Genomic DNA, 16,978 nt, shown 5'->3' with positions numbered 1-16,978 from the left:
TACCAGGGCATGGCGATGTTGCCGCCACGCCCTCACCGCATCGGCGCTCAGTTGCGCTCGAGGTCGATGTCGATACCCAGCGAGCGGATTTCCTTCACCAGCACGTTGAACGATTCCGGCATGCCGGCATCGATCGAGTGCTCGCCCTTGACGATGTTCTCGTACACCTTGGTCCGGCCGTTCACGTCATCCGACTTCACGGTCAGCATTTCCTGCAGCACGTAGGACGCGCCGTACGCTTCGAGTGCCCACACTTCCATTTCACCGAAACGCTGGCCACCGAACTGGGCCTTACCGCCCAGCGGCTGCTGCGTCACCAGCGAGTACGGACCGGTCGAACGCGCGTGCATCTTGTCGTCGACCAAGTGGTGCAGCTTCAGCATGTGCATCACGCCCAGCGTGACCGGACGCTCGAAGGCTTCACCGGTGCGACCGTCGAACAGCGTGACCTGTTGCTTGGAAGCAGTCAGGCCCTTCTCCTTCGCGATGTCTTCCGGATAGGCGAGGTCCAGCATGCGGCGGATTTCGTCCTCATGCGCACCATCGAACACCGGCGTCGCGAACGGCACGCCCTTCTTCAGGTTCTCGGCCAACTCCAGGATCTCAGCGTCCGACAGGCTGTCCAGATCTTCAACCTTGCCACTCTCGTTGTAGATCTGACCCAGCAGCTTGCGGATCTCGGCAGCCTTGGCTTGCGCCTTGAGCATGTTGCCGATGCGCTCACCCAGACCGCGTGCGGCCCAGCCCAGGTGGGTTTCGAGAATCTGACCCACGTTCATCCGCGAAGGCACGCCCAGCGGGTTCAGCACGATGTCGGCAGGTGTGCCGTCGGCCATGTAGGGCATGTCTTCGATCGGGGTGATCTTCGACACAACACCCTTGTTACCGTGACGGCCGGCCATCTTGTCGCCAGGCTGCAGGCGACGCTTCACGGCCAGGTACACCTTGACCATCTTGATCACGCCCGGCGGCAGTTCGTCGCCTTGCGTGAGCTTCTTGCGCTTCTCTTCGAACGCGAGGTCGAAGTCGTGGCGCTTCTGCTCGATGGCAACCTTCACGGCTTCGAGTTGCAGCGCGACTTCGTCTTCCGCCGGGCGGATGTCGAACCAGTGCCACTTGTCCAGATCGGCCAGGTATTCCTTCGTAAGCGCGGTGCCCTTGGCCAGCTTCTTCGGACCGCCGTTGGCAACCTTGCCCACCAGCAGACGCTCCAGACGCTGGAAGGCATCGCCTTCCACGATACGCAGCTGGTCGTTCAGGTCCAGGCGGTAGCGCTTCAGCTCTTCGTCGATGATCGACTGAGCACGCTTGTCACGCACCACGCCTTCACGCGTGAAGACCTGCACGTCGATCACGGTACCGCTCATACCCGAAGGCACGCGCAGCGAGGTGTCCTTCACGTCGGACGCCTTCTCACCGAAGATCGCACGCAGCAGCTTCTCTTCCGGCGTCAGCTGGGTCTCGCCCTTGGGCGTGACCTTGCCGACCATCACGTCGCCGGCTTCCACTTCTGCGCCGATGTACGTGATGCCCGATTCGTCCAGGCGAGCCAGTTGGGCTTCGGCCAGGTTCGAGATGTCGCGCGTGATTTCTTCCGGTCCGAGCTTGGTGTCGCGAGCAACGACCGACAGCTCCTCGATGTGGATCGAGGTGTAGCGGTCTTCAGCCACGACGCGCTCCGAGATCAGGATCGAATCCTCGAAGTTGTAGCCGTTCCAGGGCATGAACGCGACCAGCATGTTCTGGCCGAGCGCCAGCTCGCCCATGTCGGTCGAGGCGCCGTCAGCGATCACGTCGCCGCGGGCAACGATGTCGCCAACCTTGACCATCGGACGCTGGTTGATGTTCGTGTTCTGGTTCGAACGCGTGTACTTGATCAGGTTGTAGATGTCGACGCCAACTTCACCAGCGACGGCTTCGGCATCGTTCACGCGGATCACCACGCGGTTCGCGTCAACGTAGTCGACCACGCCGCCACGGGTTGCCTGCACGGCGGTACCCGAGTCCACTGCCACGGTGCGCTCGACGCCAGTACCCACCAGCGGCTTGTCTGCGCGCAGGCAAGGCACGGCCTGACGCTGCATGTTCGCGCCCATCAGTGCACGGTTTGCATCATCGTGCTCGAGGAATGGCACCAGCGAAGCTGCAGCCGACACGATCTGCGACGGTGCCACGTCGATGTACTGCACGCGGTCCGGCGTGACCATACGGGTTTCACGCTCGCTGCCTTCACGCGCGGAGACCAGTTCGTCGATCAGGTTGCCGTCCTTGTCCAGCGTCGCGTTGGCCTGCGCCACCACGTACTTGCCTTCCTCGATGGCCGACAGGTAATCCACCTGGTCGGTCAGCTTGCCGTTTTCAACCTTGCGGTACGGCGTTTCGAGGAAGCCGTAGTCGTTCAGTTGTGCGTACAGCGCCAGCGAGTTGATCAGACCGATGTTCGGGCCTTCCGGCGTTTCGATCGGGCACACGCGGCCGTAGTGGGTCGGGTGCACGTCACGGACTTCAAAGCCCGCACGCTCGCGCGTCAGACCGCCCGGGCCCAGGGCCGAAATACGGCGCTTGTGCGTGACTTCCGACAGCGGGTTGGTCTGGTCCATGAACTGCGACAGCTGCGACGAACCGAAGAACTCGCGAATCGCCGACGAAATCGGCTTCGAGTTGATCAGGTCGTGCGGCATCAGGTTTTCCGTCTCGGCCTGGCCCAGACGTTCCTTCACGGCACGCTCAACACGCGACAGACCGGCGCGGAACTGGTTTTCCGCCAGTTCGCCGACGCAACGCACGCGACGGTTGCCGAGGTGGTCGATATCGTCCACTTCGCCCTTGCCGTTACGCAGGTTCACCAGCAGCTTGATCGTGTCGAGGATGTCCTCGTCCGTCAGCACCATCGGGCCGGTACCGGCCGAACGGTTCAGGCGGCTGTTGACCTTCATGCGGCCAACGCGCGACAGGTCGTACGAGTCTTCGCTGTAGAACAGGCGTTGGAACAGCGCTTCAACGGCGTCTTCGGTCGGCGGCTCGCCGGGGCGCATCATCCGGTAGATGGCGATACGCGCGGCGGTCTGGTCGGCCGTGTCGTCTGTGCGCAGCGTGGCCGACATGTACGGACCTTGATCGAGGTCGTTCGTGTACAGCGTCTGGATTTCCTTCACGCCGGCGTCGCGCAGCTTCTCGAGCACGCCTTCGGTCAGTTCGTCGTTGGCGTTGGCCAGGACTTCACCAGTATCCGGATCGACGATGTTCTTCGCCAGCACGCGGCCCAGCAGGTAGTCTTCCGGCACGCTGATCAGCTTGGTGCCGGCGGAATCCAGGTCACGGATATGCTTGGCGTTGATGCGCTTGTCCTTCTCGACCACGACCTTGCCGTTCTTGTCGGAGATGTCGAAGCGAGCGACTTCGCCGCGCAGACGCTCGGGCACGAATTCCATCAGTGCGCCTTCGGTCTTGAGCGTGAAGTTATCGAACACGAAGAAGTGCGCCAGGATCTGCTCCGGCGTCAGGCCGATCGACTTCAGCAGGATCGTCACCGGCATCTTGCGGCGGCGGTCAACGCGGAAGTACAGGATGTCCTTCGGGTCGAATTCGAAATCGAGCCACGAGCCACGGTACGGAATGATCCGCGCCGAGAACAGCAGCTTGCCCGAGCTGTGCGTCTTGCCCTTGTCGTGCTCGAAGAACACGCCCGGCGAACGGTGCAGCTGGGACACGATCACACGTTCCGTACCGTTGATCACGAACGAACCGGTGGAGGTCATGAGCGGAATTTCGCCCATGTAGACTTCCTGCTCCTTGATCTCCTTGACCTTGGTGGGATTCTCACGGTCGTTGATGATCAAGCGCACTTTAGCGCGCAGCGCCGAGTGGAAGGTCAGACCACGCTGCTGACATTCCTTGACGTCAAACGGCGGGTTGGACAGGTGGTACGACACGAACTCCATGCGTGCCAGACCATTGTGCGACACGATGGGGAAAATGGCGTTGAACGCCGCTTGCAGACCTTCGCTCTTGCGTTGTGCAACAGGAGCGTTCTCCTGCAAGAACTGGGCATACGATTGAATCTGGGTGGCAAGCAGGAAGGGAACCTGATGAACCGTTGCGCGTTTCGCGAAACTCTTGCGAATACGCTTCTTCTCGGTAAAGCTGTACGCCATGGGATCTCCGAATCATCGCAAGTGCGCGCGACGGACTTAAGGCGATAAGGCACGCCTGACACTTGAGGTGTTCAGCGACTGGTGACGGGATTTGGCGGTTGGCCGCTACCAACCTCTGGCTGACGGTACTGCGCGCGCCACCCGCACATGGACCCATGGAGTCCATGCTACGGACGGGGGAGTACCCGACCAAACTTGCCTTCTGCAGTCGGTTCAGAAGACAAACATCAGCGGACTGCGAACTGCTTAGTGTGCCACTGATGTTTGGCCTCTGCTGGCCTTGTCGAGGCCGGCTACCGGAAAACCCGGCAAAGAGACTTCAACGATACTTACAGCGTGATTGCGGGATCGCCCAACAATCGGTCCTACAAGCGCAAAAAGGCTGGCGCCGGGAAATCTCCCTTTGCCAGCCTCTATCGCGTACCGAGTACGGCACGCGAGACCTGCACTTACTTGGCTTCGGCTTCCGCGCCGGCTTCCACCAGCTTCTTCACCAGCTCGTCGGCGGTCTTCTTGTCGACGCCTTCCTTCACGGGCTTCGGTGCGCCATCGACCAGGTCCTTGGCTTCCTTCAGGCCCAGACCGGTGATTTCACGCACGGCCTTGATGACGCCAACCTTGTTCGCGCCGGCGCTCTTCAGCGTCACGGTGAATTCGGTTTGCTCTTCAGCAGCAGCAGCGCCACCAGCAGCAGCCGGACCGGCCACGGCCACGGCAGCAGCCGACACGCCAAACTTCTCTTCGAACGCCTTGACCAGGTCGTTCAGTTCCATCACGGACATCGCGCCAACAGCTTCCAGGATGTCGTCTTTGGTGATTGCCATTTGAATAACTCCAGAATGTGATTCGGTATCGATCGTGCGATCTGTACGTGGTGCAGCAGCCTATTAGGCCGCTGCAGCCTCGCCTTCGCCTTGCTTGGCAGCCAGGGCACCCAGGGCGCGGGCAAAGCCCGACACCGGAGCCTGCATGACGAACAGCAGCTTGCTGAGCAGTTCTTCGCGGCTCGGAATCGTTGCCAGCGCCTTCACGGCGTCGACGTCGAGAACCTTGCCATCGTACGAACCGGCGCGCAGCACCAGCTTGTCATTACCCTTGGCGAAATCGTTCAGCACCTTGGCCGGGGCCACTGCGTCTTCGGAAATACCGTAGATCAGCGGGCCAGTCAGTTGCTCGGCGAGTTCGGCAAACGGCGTGCCTTCAACAGCGCGGCGTGCCAGCGTGTTCTTCAGAACGCGCAGGTAGACGCCTTGCTGGCGCGCTTGCGCGCGCAGCTTGGTCAGATCGCCAACCGTGATACCGCGATATTCAGCGACGACGATGGTCGAGGCCTTGGCGACTTGCGCCGTTACCTCGGCCACGACGGCCTTCTTATCTTCGAGATTGAGTGCCACGGTTAAGCTCCAAAACGACTTCGGTTTCCGCAGTCACTGCGGTCACCTCGGTCAGTCCAAAAGTACGGCGTCCGATTGGCACAAATCACTTCGGCAATACCAAAGTCACTCATTCCCTTCGGGGGCGCCATCTGCGTTGGCTAAGCATCGCCTCCGTTCCCGGAGGTATCCACTGATTAAGGTGTTGGCCCCGAGGAGCCCTTCACCGCCAACGGTCTTTGATAACCAGCGGCGTTGGCCTGCTTGCGCAAACGTCTACCACTGCCCAAAGTCTTGTCCCTCAAACTTCAAGGGCTCGCGCAGCCGGGGCCGCGCGAGAGAAAACTGCTAACACCAGGATGGTTATCGGGCCACCCGGTGCGAATGATCGGAAGCGATCAGGCAGCCAGGGTCGCCTGGTCAACGCGCACGCCCACGCCCATCGTCGACGAGACGGCGACCTTGCGCAGGTACACGCCCTTGCTCGATGCCGGCTTGGCCTTGGTGAGTGCATCCAGCAGTGCAGCCAGGTTGCTCTTCAGTGCGGCCGGCTCGAACGAGCGGCGACCGATGGTGGCGTGGATAATACCGGCCTTGTCGACACGGAATTGCACCTGACCAGCCTTGGCGTTCTTCACGGCCGTAGCAACGTCCGGCGTCACGGTGCCAACCTTCGGGTTCGGCATCAGGCCGCGCGGGCCCAGAATCTGACCCAGCGTACCGACCACGCGCATCGTGTCCGGCGAAGCGATCACGACGTCGAAGTCCATCTTGCCGGCCTTGATCTGCTCGGCGAGATCCTCCATGCCGACGATCTCAGCGCCAGCAGCCTTGGCTTGCTCGGCCTTGTCGCCTTGGGCGAACACGGCCACGCGCACCGACTTGCCGGTACCAGCAGGCAGCACCACCGAGCCACGGACGACTTGGTCCGACTTCTTTGCATCGATGCCCAGTTGCACCGCCACGTCGATGGACTCATCGAACTTGGCGCTGGCGCATTCCTTGACGAGGCTCAGCGCTTCGTCGATCGGGTAGAACTTGGTACGTTCGACCTTGGCCTTGTTCGCGGCCGCACGCTTCGAAATCTTTGCCATGATTACAGGCCCTCCACCGTGATACCCATCGAACGGGCGCTACCGGCGATCGTACGCACGGCGGCGTCCAGATCAGCTGCAGTAAGGTCAGCGTTCTTCGCCTTGGCGATTTCTTCTGCCTGAGCGCGGGTGATCTTGCCGACCTTGTCGGTATGCGGCTTGGCGGAACCCTTCTGGATACCGGCAGCCTTCTTGATGAGCACGGTCGCCGGCGGCGACTTCATCACGAAGGTGAAGCTCTTGTCGGCGAAGGCGGTGATCACGACCGGCACCGGCAGGCCCGGTTCCATACCTTGAGTCTGCGCGTTGAACGCCTTGCAGAACTCCATGATGTTCAGACCACGCTGACCCAGGGCCGGGCCGACGGGCGGGGACGGATTTGCTTTACCAGCCGGAATTTGCAGCTTGATAAAGCCAATAATTTTCTTGGCCATCTTGACTCCAATCCGGATTGCCTAGCTTAAACGACCACGGCAATCCTGTTGAGTGGTAACGCATCGGCGCAGAGCCGACGCTCCTCTGTTGGCGCGGGCGGCTTCGCCACCGTTGCCCGCCAAGTCCAGTGGACCGGGCGAATGGCGCGGCGGCTTGCGCCACCACACCGATTTTTTTAAACCTTTTCGACCTGACCGAACTCAAGCTCGACCGGCGTCGCCCGCCCGAAGATCGTCACGGAAACGCGCAGGCGCGATTTCTCGTAGTTCACTTCCTCGACGTTGCCGTTGAAGTCGGTAAACGGGCCTTCCTTCACGCGGACCATTTCACCCACTTCGAACAGCGTCTTGGGACGCGGTTTTTCCACCCCTTCCTGAATCTGGGCCATGATCTTGTCGACTTCGCTCTTGGAAATCGGCGAGGGGCGATTGCCCGTACCACCGATAAAACCGGTCACCTTGGAAGTGTTCTTCACCAAGTGCCAGGTCTCGTCAGTCATTTCCATTTCGACAAAGACGTAGCCGGGAAACAGGCGGCGCTCAGTCACGGTCTTGCGACCGCTCTTGCTCTCCATCACCTCCTCCGACGGCACCAGAATCTGACCGAACAGATGTTGCAGGCCTTCGCGCTCAATGCGCTCCTGCAGCGCGCGTTGCACGCTTTTTTCCATGCCCGAATAGGCATGCACGACATACCAGCGCTTCTTCGAGGCCGGTGCGGACGAATCCGTGGACGTGTCGTTCACTACGTTATCCGTCATGGCTTCACCCGATTATTTCCAGCCCAGCACGAGCGAGAAGATCACCCACTCAATGAGCTTGTCCGCAGACCACAGGAACAAGGCCATGATCACCACGAACGCGAACACCAGACCGGTCATCTGCCCGGCTTCCTTGCGCGTCGGCCACACCACCTTTCGAACTTCGCGGTACGACTCGCGCGCGAACTCGATGAAGCCTTGCCCTGGGGCGGACACCAGCGCAACGCCTGCACTAAGCACCAGCCCGCCGATCAGCGAGGCTGCTCGGACATAGCTTGGCTGTTGCGCCAGCAAATAAAAACCGATCACCCCAGCAACCAGCAGCAGGAACGCCAAGACCAGCAGCCATTTGCCGCTGGCGGTGTTGACGGTTTCGACGTTCGGATTGGCCATGTTTCCCAAACGAGACTAAGCCGCGTGGCGCGTTTTCCTGCGCGACGCGGCTGATGAATTGGCAGGGGCAGAGGGAATCGAACCCCCAACCTTCGGTTTTGGAGACCGACGCTCTGCCAGTTGAGCTATACCCCTAAAACAGCTTTGGGGTTGCCATTCCGGTCAACCCCACTCTGGCACCTCACGTGCGGCCGGTTGGCAGCCGCACGGAAGAGTTACAGCACTTACTCGATGATCTTAGCGACGACGCCGGCGCCGACGGTACGACCGCCTTCACGGATAGCGAAGCGCAGACCTTCTTCCATGGCGATCGGGGCGATCAGCTTGACAGTGATCGACACGTTGTCGCCCGGCATGACCATTTCCTTGTCGGCCGGCAGCTCGATCGAGCCGGTCACGTCCGTCGTACGGAAGTAGAACTGCGGACGGTAGTTGTTGAAGAACGGCGTGTGTCGGCCGCCTTCGTCCTTCGACAGGATGTAGACCTCGCCCGTGAAGTGCGTGTGCGGCTTGATCGAACCCGGCTTGCACAGCACTTGACCGCGCTCGACATCTTCGCGCTTCGTACCGCGCAGCAGAATACCGACGTTGTCGCCTGCCTGACCTTGGTCCAGCAGCTTGCGGAACATTTCCACGCCCGTGCAGGTGGTTTTCTGCGTGGCCTTGATACCAACGATTTCCAGTTCTTCGCCGACCTTTACGACGCCGCGCTCGATACGGCCGGTCACCACGGTGCCGCGACCCGAGATCGAGAACACGTCTTCCACCGGCATCAGGAACGTACCGTCAACAGCGCGCTCCGGCGTCGGGATGTAGGTGTCCAGTGCGTCGGCCAGATTCATGATGGCCACTTCGCCCAGCTCGCCCTTGTCGCCTTCCAGCGCCAGCTTGGCCGAACCCTTGATGATCGGGGTGTCGTCGCCCGGGAAGTCGTACTTCGACAGAAGTTCGCGCACTTCCATCTCGACCAGCTCCAGCAGCTCAGCGTCGTCCACCATGTCGCACTTGTTCAAGAACACGACGATGTACGGCACACCGACCTGGCGAGCCAGCAGGATGTGCTCACGCGTTTGCGGCATCGGGCCGTCAGCGGCCGAGCACACCAGGATGGCGCCGTCCATCTGGGCGGCACCGGTGATCATGTTCTTGACGTAGTCAGCGTGGCCCGGGCAGTCAACGTGCGCGTAGTGGCGATTGGCCGTTTCGTACTCAACGTGCGCGGTGTTGATCGTGATACCGCGCGCCTTTTCTTCCGGCGCCGCATCAATCTGGTCGTATGCCTTGGCGGCACCACCAAACTTGGTCGCCAGCACGGTCGTGATCGCTGCGGTCAGCGTCGTTTTGCCGTGGTCAACGTGACCAATCGTACCAACGTTCACGTGCGGCTTGGTCCGCTCGAACTTTTCCTTTGCCATGTCGCGACTCCTGTCTCGGTAGCGATTTGCGTTGGTGGATGCGTGGTGCCCATGGGCAGGATCGAACTGCCGACCTCTCCCTTACCAAGGGAGTGCTCTACCACTGAGCCACATGGGCAAAACTTGCGAACAGTGAATGGAGCGGGTGAAGGGAATCGAACCCTCGTCGTAAGCTTGGAAGGCTTCTGCTCTACCATTGAGCTACACCCGCCCGGACTACTTCTTCCCTTGCCGCCCGGCCCTGCGACCGAACTCACTGCTTAATTCTGGTGGAGAGGGTTGGATTCGAACCAACGTAGGCGTAAGCCAACAGATTTACAGTCTGCCCCCTTTAGCCACTCGGGCACCTCTCCGAAGAGAACTTGCGATTATGGGACCATCAGGCCACCCTGTCAAGCATTGCTTGATGAAATCGCGAGATTTCGAGCATTGATGCTCTCATCCTTATAGTGCGGCTCAGTTCATTGGGATCTGTGCTGTTGCCACCCAGGTGTGCGACGACCCATCCGGCGGAAGCGTTTGTAGAGCCCTCCACGGAAGTCTCGAGCAAAGCCAAGCGGGCGGGCCACGAGGCCAGTGGCGCCGTAGCTACCTTGCGCCATGCAACCATGCCTGGGCCTCCGCACAAGGGAACACAGCCAACCCGCCTGCAACGGCACCTCGCTAGGCGAGCAGATGATCGATAGCGAACCTAGCAACCGAAGACGCCACGCACAACCGCTGGAGCCTCCGTTGTTGAGAGGTTTTGGCTGGAGGGATGGTTGCGATCGCGAAGCGTTCGCGCAAAGGCAAACACCCCAGCTCTGTGTGAGAGCTGGGGTGTAGATGGGAGAGCCTGGCGATGACCTACTTTCACACGGGAATCCGCACTATCATCGGCGCGGAGTCGTTTCACGGTCCTGTTCGGGATGGGAAGGGGTGGTACCGACTCGCTATGGTCACCAGGCTATGACTTGTCGCCACGTTGACGAGGTCAACGCGACCAATATGGGAATGTAGATTTGGGGTTGTGATTTGTGTGTATCAGGCACAAGGCGGACCCAGCCGGAAACATACCGGTTATAGGATCAAGCCGCACGGGCAATTAGTACTGGTTAGCTGAACGCATTACTGCGCTTCCACACCCAGCCTATCAACGTCCTGGTCTCGAACGACCCTTCAGGGAGATCAAGTCTCCAGGGAATCCTCATCTTCAGGCAAGTTTCCCGCTTAGATGCTTTCAGCGGTTATCTCTTCCGTACATAGCTACCCTGCGATGCCTCTGGCGAGACAACAGGTACACCAGCGGTACGTCCACTCCGGTCCTCTCGTACTAGGAGCAGCCCCCGTCAAGATTCCAACGCCCACGGCAGATAGGGACCAAACTGTCTCACGACGTTTTAAACCCAGCTCACGTACCTCTTTAAATGGCGAACAGCCATACCCTTGGGACCGGCTACAGCCCCAGGATGAGATGAGCCGACATCGAGGTGCCAAACACCGCCGTCGATATGAACTCTTGGGCGGTATCAGCCTGTTATCCCCAGAGTACCTTTTATCCGTTGAGCGATGGCCCTTCCATACAGAACCACCGGATCACTATGTCCTGCTTTCGCACCTGCTCGACTTGTCGGTCTCGCAGTTAAGCACGCTTTTGCCATTGCACTTTAGGTACGATGTCCGACCGTACCAAGCGTACCTTCGAACTCCTCCGTTACACTTTGGGAGGAGACCGCCCCAGTCAAACTGCCTACCATGCACTGTCCCCGACCCGGATTCACGGGCCAAGGTTAGAACCTCAAACAAACCAGGGTGGTATTTCAAGGACGGCTCCACCGAAACTAGCGTCCCGGTTTCAAAGCCTCCCACCTATCCTACACAGATCGGTTCAAAGTCCAATGCAAAGCTACAGTAAAGGTTCATGGGGTCTTTCCGTCTAGCCGCGGGGAGATTGCATCATCACAAACACTTCAACTTCGCTGAGTCTCGGGAGGAGACAGTGTGGCCATCGTTACGCCATTCGTGCAGGTCGGAACTTACCCGACAAGGAATTTCGCTACCTTAGGACCGTTATAGTTACGGCCGCCGTTTACCGGGACTTCAATCAAGAGCTTGCACCCCATCATTTAATCTTCCGGCACCGGGCAGGCGTCACACCCTATACGTCCACTTTCGTGTTTGCAGAGTGCTGTGTTTTTATTAAACAGTCGCAGCCACCATTTTATTGCAACCCCTTCGTCCTTCTGGCGCGAGCCAGTCAAACTACAAGGGCGTACCTTATCCCGAAGTTACGGTACCAATTTGCCGAGTTCCTTCTCCCGAGTTCTCTCAAGCGCCTTAGAATACTCATCTCGCCCACCTGTGTCGGTTTGCGGTACGGTCTCGTATGACTGAAGCTTAGAGGCTTTTCTTGGAACCACTTCCAATTGCTTCGCGACCTAAAGTCGCTCGCCCCACACCCTTGAATCACGCACCCGGATTTGCCTAAGTGCCATCTCCAATGTAGGGACCGGGACATCCAACACCCGGACAACCTTCCGCGATCCGTCCCCCCATCGCATCATACGACGGTGCAGGAATATTAACCTGCTTCCCATCAGCTACGCATCTCTGCCTCGCCTTAGGGGCCGACTCACCCTACGCCGATGAACGTTGCGTAGGAAACCTTGGGCTTACGGCGAGGGGGCCTTTCACCCCTTTATCGCTACTCATGTCAGCATTCGCACTTCTGATACCTCCAGCATCCTTTACAAGACACCTTCACAGGCTTACAGAACGCTCTCCTACCATGCACTTACGTGCATCCGCAGCTTCGGTATATTGCTTAGCCCCGTTACATCTTCCGCGCAGGACGACTCGATCAGTGAGCTATTACGCTTTCTTTAAAGGGTGGCTGCTTCTAAGCCAACCTCCTGACTGTTTTAGCCTTCCCACTTCGTTTCCCACTTAGCAATATTTAGGGACCTTAGCTGGCGGTCTGGGTTGTTTCCCTCTTGACACCGGACGTTAGCACCCGATGTCTGTCTCCCGTGATTGCACTCTTCGGTATTCGGAGTTTGCTATGGCGGGGTAATCAGCAATAGACCCCCAACCATGACAGTGCTCTACCCCCGAAGGTGAGACACGAGGCACTACCTAAATAGTTTTCGGAGAGAACCAGCTATTTCCAAGTTTGTTTAGCCTTTCACCCCTATCCACAGCTCATCCCCTAACTTTTCAACGTTAGTGGGTTCGGTCCTCCAGTACGTGTTACCGCACCTTCAACCTGGCCATGGATAGATCACTTGGTTTCGGGTCTACACCCAGCGACTGAACGCCCTATTCGGACTCGCTTTCGCTACGCCTTCCCTAATCGGTTAAGCTTGCCACTGAATGTAAGTCGCTGACCCATTATACAAAAGGTACGCCGTCACCCGTTTCCAGGCTCCGACTGTTTGTATGCATGCGGTTTCAGGATCTATTTCACTCCCCTCCCGGGGTTCTTTTCGCCTTTCCCTCACGGTACTGGTTCACTATCGGTCGATTACGAGTATTTAGCCTTGGAGGATGGTCCCCCCATCTTCAGACAGGATTTCACGTGTCCCGCCCTACTTGTCGTACACCTAGTTCCACAATACTGTTTTCGCATACGGGGCTATCACCCACTATGGCCGGACTTTCCATTCCGCTTTGCTAACAATACTGCTAAAGAGTACAAGGCTGATCCCATTTCGCTCGCCACTACTTTGGGAATCTCGGTTGATTTCTGTTCCTGCAGCTACTTAGATGTTTCAGTTCACTGCGTTCGCTTCTGTTACCTATGTATTCAGTAACAGATGACCCATTCGGGCCGGGTTTCCCCATTCGGATATCTGCGGATCAAAGCTTGTTTGCCAGCTCCCCGCAGCTTTTCGCAGGCTACTACGTCCTTCATCGCCTGTAATCGCCAAGGCATCCACCACATGCACTTATTCGCTTGACCCTATAACGAGTATGTCTCGCTATAGGCTGAGTTCTCGCGTTGTGCCGTATTCCAAGACAATCTTTCGATTGCTCTGGTAATACTGGTTGATACAATCACAACCCAGTGTCGCGTTTTAGTGTGCGTCTCATCAACGCACCGCGACACCTTTACTACATTCCATATTGTTAAAGAACAGCCGAACTTTTACGCTCGTCTTGGCTAGGCCAAACGCAAACACCATCGACATAGCGTCGATGCTTGCGTTTGGTAACCAAAAGGTAATGGTGGAGGATGACGGGATCGAACCGACGACCCCCTGCTTGCAAAGCAGGTGCTCTCCCAGCTGAGCTAATCCCCCAGTCACGGCAGAGAACAACTTCCACCGTCCGTAACTTGGTGGGTCTGGTAGGACTTGAACCTACGACCCCCGCCTTATCAAGACGGTGCTCTAACCACCTGAGCTACAGACCCTTGGCTGTAACATCAAACAAACCGATAAGTGTGGACGCCTAACGTCGGATGCACGCTCTTAAAGGAGGTGATCCAGCCGCACCTTCCGATACGGCTACCTTGTTACGACTTCACCCCAGTCATGAACCCTACCGTGGTAATCGCCCTCCTTGCGGTTAGGCTAACTACTTCTGGTAAAGCCCACTCCCATGGTGTGACGGGCGGTGTGTACAAGACCCGGGAACGTATTCACCGCGGCATGCTGATCCGCGATTACTAGCGATTCCAGCTTCACGTAGTCGAGTTGCAGACTACGATCCGGACTACGATGCATTTTCTGGGATTAGCTCCACCTCGCGGCTTGGCAACCCTCTGTATGCACCATTGTATGACGTGTGAAGCCCTACCCATAAGGGCCATGAGGACTTGACGTCATCCCCACCTTCCTCCGGTTTGTCACCGGCAGTCTCTCTAGAGTGCCCTTTCGTAGCAACTAGAGACAAGGGTTGCGCTCGTTGCGGGACTTAACCCAACATCTCACGACACGAGCTGACGACAGCCATGCAGCACCTGTGTCCACTTTCTCTTTCGAGCACCTAATGCATCTCTGCTTCGTTAGTGGCATGTCAAGGGTAGGTAAGGTTTTTCGCGTTGCATCGAATTAATCCACATCATCCACCGCTTGTGCGGGTCCCCGTCAATTCCTTTGAGTTTTAATCTTGCGACCGTACTCCCCAGGCGGTCAACTTCACGCGTTAGCTACGTTACTAAGGAAATGAATCCCCAACAACTAGTTGACATCGTTTAGGGCGTGGACTACCAGGGTATCTAATCCTGTTTGCTCCCCACGCTTTCGTGCATGAGCGTCAGTGTTATCCCAGGGGGCTGCCTTCGCCATCGGTATTCCTCCACATCTCTACGCATTTCACTGCTACACGTGGAATTCTACCCCCCTCTGACACACTCTAGCCGTGCAGTCACCAATGCAATTCCCAAGTTAAGCTCGGGGATTTCACATCGGTCTTGCACAACCGCCTGCGCACGCTTTACGCCCAGTAATTCCGATTAACGCTTGGACCCTACGTATTACCGCGGCTGCTGGCACGTAGTTAGCCGGTCCTTATTCTTCCGGTACCGTCATCGACCCCAGGTATTAACCAGAGCCATTTCTTTCCGGACAAAAGTGCTTTACAACCCGAAGGCCTTCTTCACACACGCGGCATTGCTGGATCAGGCTTTCGCCCATTGTCCAAAATTCCCCACTGCTGCCTCCCGTAGGAGTCTGGGCCGTGTCTCAGTCCCAGTGTGGCTGATCGTCCTCTCAGACCAGCTACTGATCGTCGCCTTGGTGGGCCTTTACCCCACCAACTAGCTAATCAGACATCGGCCGCTCCTATAGCATGAGGCCTTGCGGTCCCCCACTTTCACCCTCAGGTCGTATGCGGTATTAGCTAATCTTTCGACTAGTTATCCCCCACTACAGGGCACGTTCCGATGTATTACTCACCCGTTCGCCACTCGCCGGCAGGAAAGCAAGCTTTCCCCCGCTGCCGTTCGACTTGCATGTGTAAGGCATGCCGCCAGCGTTCAATCTGAGCCAGGATCAAACTCTTCAGTTCAATCTGCTGTTTTCGCTCTTTACGAGCGGTCGCTCACTCTCAGAATCTGACTTGAACTTTCGTTCAAACCTTACTTCTGTGCGAGCACTTCATTACTTGTTAGCTAGCGGATCGAAATCCGCCGCACCCAGTATTAAGCGCCCACACTTATCGGCTGTTTGCTTGTTAAAGAACTTCGCGATTAACTTTGTTCACCGCGTCGCTGCGTTGTCTGCAGCAGAGAAACGAGATTATGCAGAGCTTTTTCGTCGCTGTCAACAACTCGTCGAAGAATTTTTATCATCAACTCGCCGCCAACTACTCCTGAATTTCCAGCCAATCACCAACCACTCAATCGACCGCAAACCCGCTCCACCACTACTTCTCCACCGCCTCAACCACCCCGCCGTCGCTTTCGTTTCGGCGCTGTCGTTTGCAGCGAGGGGCGAACTATAGGCGGGTTTCACGAACAGCGCAAGCCCTTTCTCTCCCCAGGGTCTTTTTGCCATGCTTTCGGGGTTACGCCGCCTTATGGGACCGGATCCACCGCAAGCCCTTCGCAGCCCGCCCCCGCGCCGCACGGGCACGCTTGTGAAAGGCACTCACTATAGACAGCGGCGGCGGCGCATCCAATAGGCGGGCGACACGTTCCAGGGAGACGCTTGCATCATGCACCTCGCCCAAAGCATTTTGGAGTTTGCGCAAATGCTTCCGATAACGCTTCGCCGCGTGAGCGCCGAGCGCCGGGTAGAACGCCTCATATAGATAGCGCCACTGCTTGGCGGCGATCCGGGCGCGATGCAGTCGTGGCGCAGACGACCGCCTGGGATGGCGCCCGCGACGGATCAACTTCTTTCGGAGCGCCTCGGCCCGAGCGCGAGCAAAACGGAGATGCCGCTCCGACTCGCCTTCTATATGAAACGCGACGACCGCCCGCTCCACTTCGAGCAGCGTTTCCGACACATCTGGCGAGGCAAGTTCGGCACGCAGCTCCTCCCAAGCTCGATTGCGCGCCTCTTTGGACTTGGCGAGCGCCCTGTCCAACCAAGCCCGGCCGACTTCGTCGCCATCAAGCAAGGACTGCTGAGCCGCGGGAAGCCAATCGGAAAACAGCACATCCCATTCGCGCACAGGACCCGTGGAAGCGGCGAGCGCACGCAGGCGACGTTTCCACTCTGCGGCGAAGCGGGTTGGCAGAACCGGCGCGAACGTCACCCAAGCCGAACGTAGACGGCGCAGCGTGACGCGGAACTGGTGAAGATCTTCGTCGCTGGGGCTGGGCGCGGCCAGCTTGGCGAGGGCATCGCGCAGATCAGCGATGTGTTCGATAACGATGCCTGAGAAGACCGAAAGGATTGCCGCATGTGAGTGCTTGCTCACGATG

The 16,978-nt window shown here is 58.3% G+C and carries 9 protein-coding genes, 6 tRNA genes and 3 rRNA genes; all 18 read right to left on the bottom strand.

Features of this window, described 5'->3' with window-relative positions; genetic code table 11:
- Positions 1–47 precede the first annotated feature (47 nt).
- Complete coding sequence (gene rpoB, locus ACEN9T_RS09825) at positions 48–4,154, bottom strand: DNA-directed RNA polymerase subunit beta (protein ID WP_092975860.1); 4,107 nt, start codon at positions 4,152–4,154, stop codon at positions 48–50.
- A gap of 449 nt (positions 4,155–4,603) precedes the next feature.
- The gene (rplL, locus tag ACEN9T_RS09820; RefSeq protein WP_004634456.1) at positions 4,604–4,978 is read right to left on the bottom strand and encodes a 50S ribosomal protein L7/L12; all 375 of its coding nucleotides are present in this window, start codon (positions 4,976–4,978) and stop codon (positions 4,604–4,606) included.
- Positions 4,979–5,041: 63 nt separating this feature from the next.
- Positions 5,042–5,548, bottom strand: coding sequence for a 50S ribosomal protein L10 (rplJ, locus tag ACEN9T_RS09815; protein WP_004634455.1), 507 nt, complete (start codon positions 5,546–5,548; stop codon positions 5,042–5,044).
- A gap of 377 nt (positions 5,549–5,925) precedes the next feature.
- Positions 5,926–6,621 (bottom strand): 50S ribosomal protein L1, encoded by a 696-nt coding sequence (gene rplA, locus ACEN9T_RS09810; RefSeq protein ID WP_004634454.1) that lies wholly within the window; start codon positions 6,619–6,621, stop codon positions 5,926–5,928.
- 2 nt (positions 6,622–6,623) lie between these two features.
- A complete protein-coding gene (gene rplK / locus ACEN9T_RS09805; RefSeq protein WP_004634453.1) occupies positions 6,624–7,055 on the bottom strand; it encodes a 50S ribosomal protein L11 in 432 nt (143 codons plus the stop codon).
- 176 nt (positions 7,056–7,231) lie between these two features.
- Complete coding sequence (gene nusG, locus ACEN9T_RS09800) at positions 7,232–7,816, bottom strand: transcription termination/antitermination protein NusG (RefSeq protein WP_015855765.1); 585 nt, start codon at positions 7,814–7,816, stop codon at positions 7,232–7,234.
- Between the two features lie 12 nt (positions 7,817–7,828).
- Entirely contained in the window at positions 7,829–8,209 is a 381-nt protein-coding gene (gene secE / locus ACEN9T_RS09795) for a preprotein translocase subunit SecE (RefSeq protein WP_092975863.1), read from the bottom strand.
- A gap of 59 nt (positions 8,210–8,268) precedes the next feature.
- Positions 8,269–8,344 (bottom strand) — tRNA-Trp (locus tag ACEN9T_RS09790).
- Between the two features lie 89 nt (positions 8,345–8,433).
- Positions 8,434–9,624, bottom strand: a complete 1,191-nt coding sequence (tuf, locus tag ACEN9T_RS09785; RefSeq protein ID WP_004634449.1) for an elongation factor Tu — start codon at positions 9,622–9,624, stop codon at positions 8,434–8,436.
- A 43-nt stretch (positions 9,625–9,667) separates the two neighbouring features.
- Positions 9,668–9,742 (bottom strand) — tRNA-Thr (locus ACEN9T_RS09780).
- 19 nt (positions 9,743–9,761) lie between these two features.
- A tRNA-Gly gene (locus ACEN9T_RS09775) sits at positions 9,762–9,835 on the bottom strand.
- A 56-nt stretch (positions 9,836–9,891) separates the two neighbouring features.
- A tRNA-Tyr gene (locus tag ACEN9T_RS09770) sits at positions 9,892–9,977 on the bottom strand.
- Between the two features lie 480 nt (positions 9,978–10,457).
- Positions 10,458–10,570 (bottom strand): 5S ribosomal RNA (gene rrf / locus ACEN9T_RS09765).
- A 117-nt stretch (positions 10,571–10,687) separates the two neighbouring features.
- Positions 10,688–13,564, bottom strand: a 23S ribosomal RNA gene (locus ACEN9T_RS09760).
- Positions 13,565–13,828: 264 nt separating this feature from the next.
- Positions 13,829–13,904 (bottom strand) — tRNA-Ala (locus ACEN9T_RS09755).
- Between the two features lie 36 nt (positions 13,905–13,940).
- A tRNA-Ile gene (locus ACEN9T_RS09750) sits at positions 13,941–14,017 on the bottom strand.
- 60 nt (positions 14,018–14,077) lie between these two features.
- Positions 14,078–15,615, bottom strand: a 16S ribosomal RNA gene (locus ACEN9T_RS09745).
- Together the 16S, 23S and 5S rRNA genes with 5 tRNA genes alongside form the textbook arrangement of a ribosomal RNA operon.
- Positions 15,616–16,113: 498 nt before the next feature.
- Complete coding sequence (locus ACEN9T_RS09740; protein WP_413707643.1) at positions 16,114–16,974, bottom strand: CHAD domain-containing protein; 861 nt, start codon at positions 16,972–16,974, stop codon at positions 16,114–16,116.
- Between the last annotated feature and the right edge of the window lie 4 nt (positions 16,975–16,978).

This window comes from Ralstonia sp. Ralssp110 (assembly GCF_047325135.1).
GTDB classification, from domain to species: domain Bacteria; phylum Pseudomonadota; class Gammaproteobacteria; order Burkholderiales; family Burkholderiaceae; genus Ralstonia; species Ralstonia mojiangensis.
This window is presented reverse-complemented; position numbering and strand designations above follow the sequence as displayed.

Excerpts from the sequence above, each read along its gene's own strand:
- rpoB (WP_092975860.1), bottom strand. The coding sequence starts at position 4,154 with ATGGCGTACAGCTTTACCGAGAAGAAGCGTATTCGCAAGAGTTTCGCG.
- rplL (WP_004634456.1), bottom strand. The coding sequence starts at position 4,978 with ATGGCAATCACCAAAGACGACATCCTGGAAGCTGTTGGCGCGATGTCC.
- rplA (WP_004634454.1), bottom strand. The coding sequence starts at position 6,621 with ATGGCAAAGATTTCGAAGCGTGCGGCCGCGAACAAGGCCAAGGTCGAA.
- rplK (WP_004634453.1), bottom strand. The coding sequence starts at position 7,055 with ATGGCCAAGAAAATTATTGGCTTTATCAAGCTGCAAATTCCGGCTGGT.
- nusG (WP_015855765.1), bottom strand. The coding sequence starts at position 7,816 with ATGACGGATAACGTAGTGAACGACACGTCCACGGATTCGTCCGCACCG.
- secE (WP_092975863.1), bottom strand. The coding sequence starts at position 8,209 with ATGGCCAATCCGAACGTCGAAACCGTCAACACCGCCAGCGGCAAATGG.
- tuf (WP_004634449.1), bottom strand. The coding sequence starts at position 9,624 with ATGGCAAAGGAAAAGTTCGAGCGGACCAAGCCGCACGTGAACGTTGGT.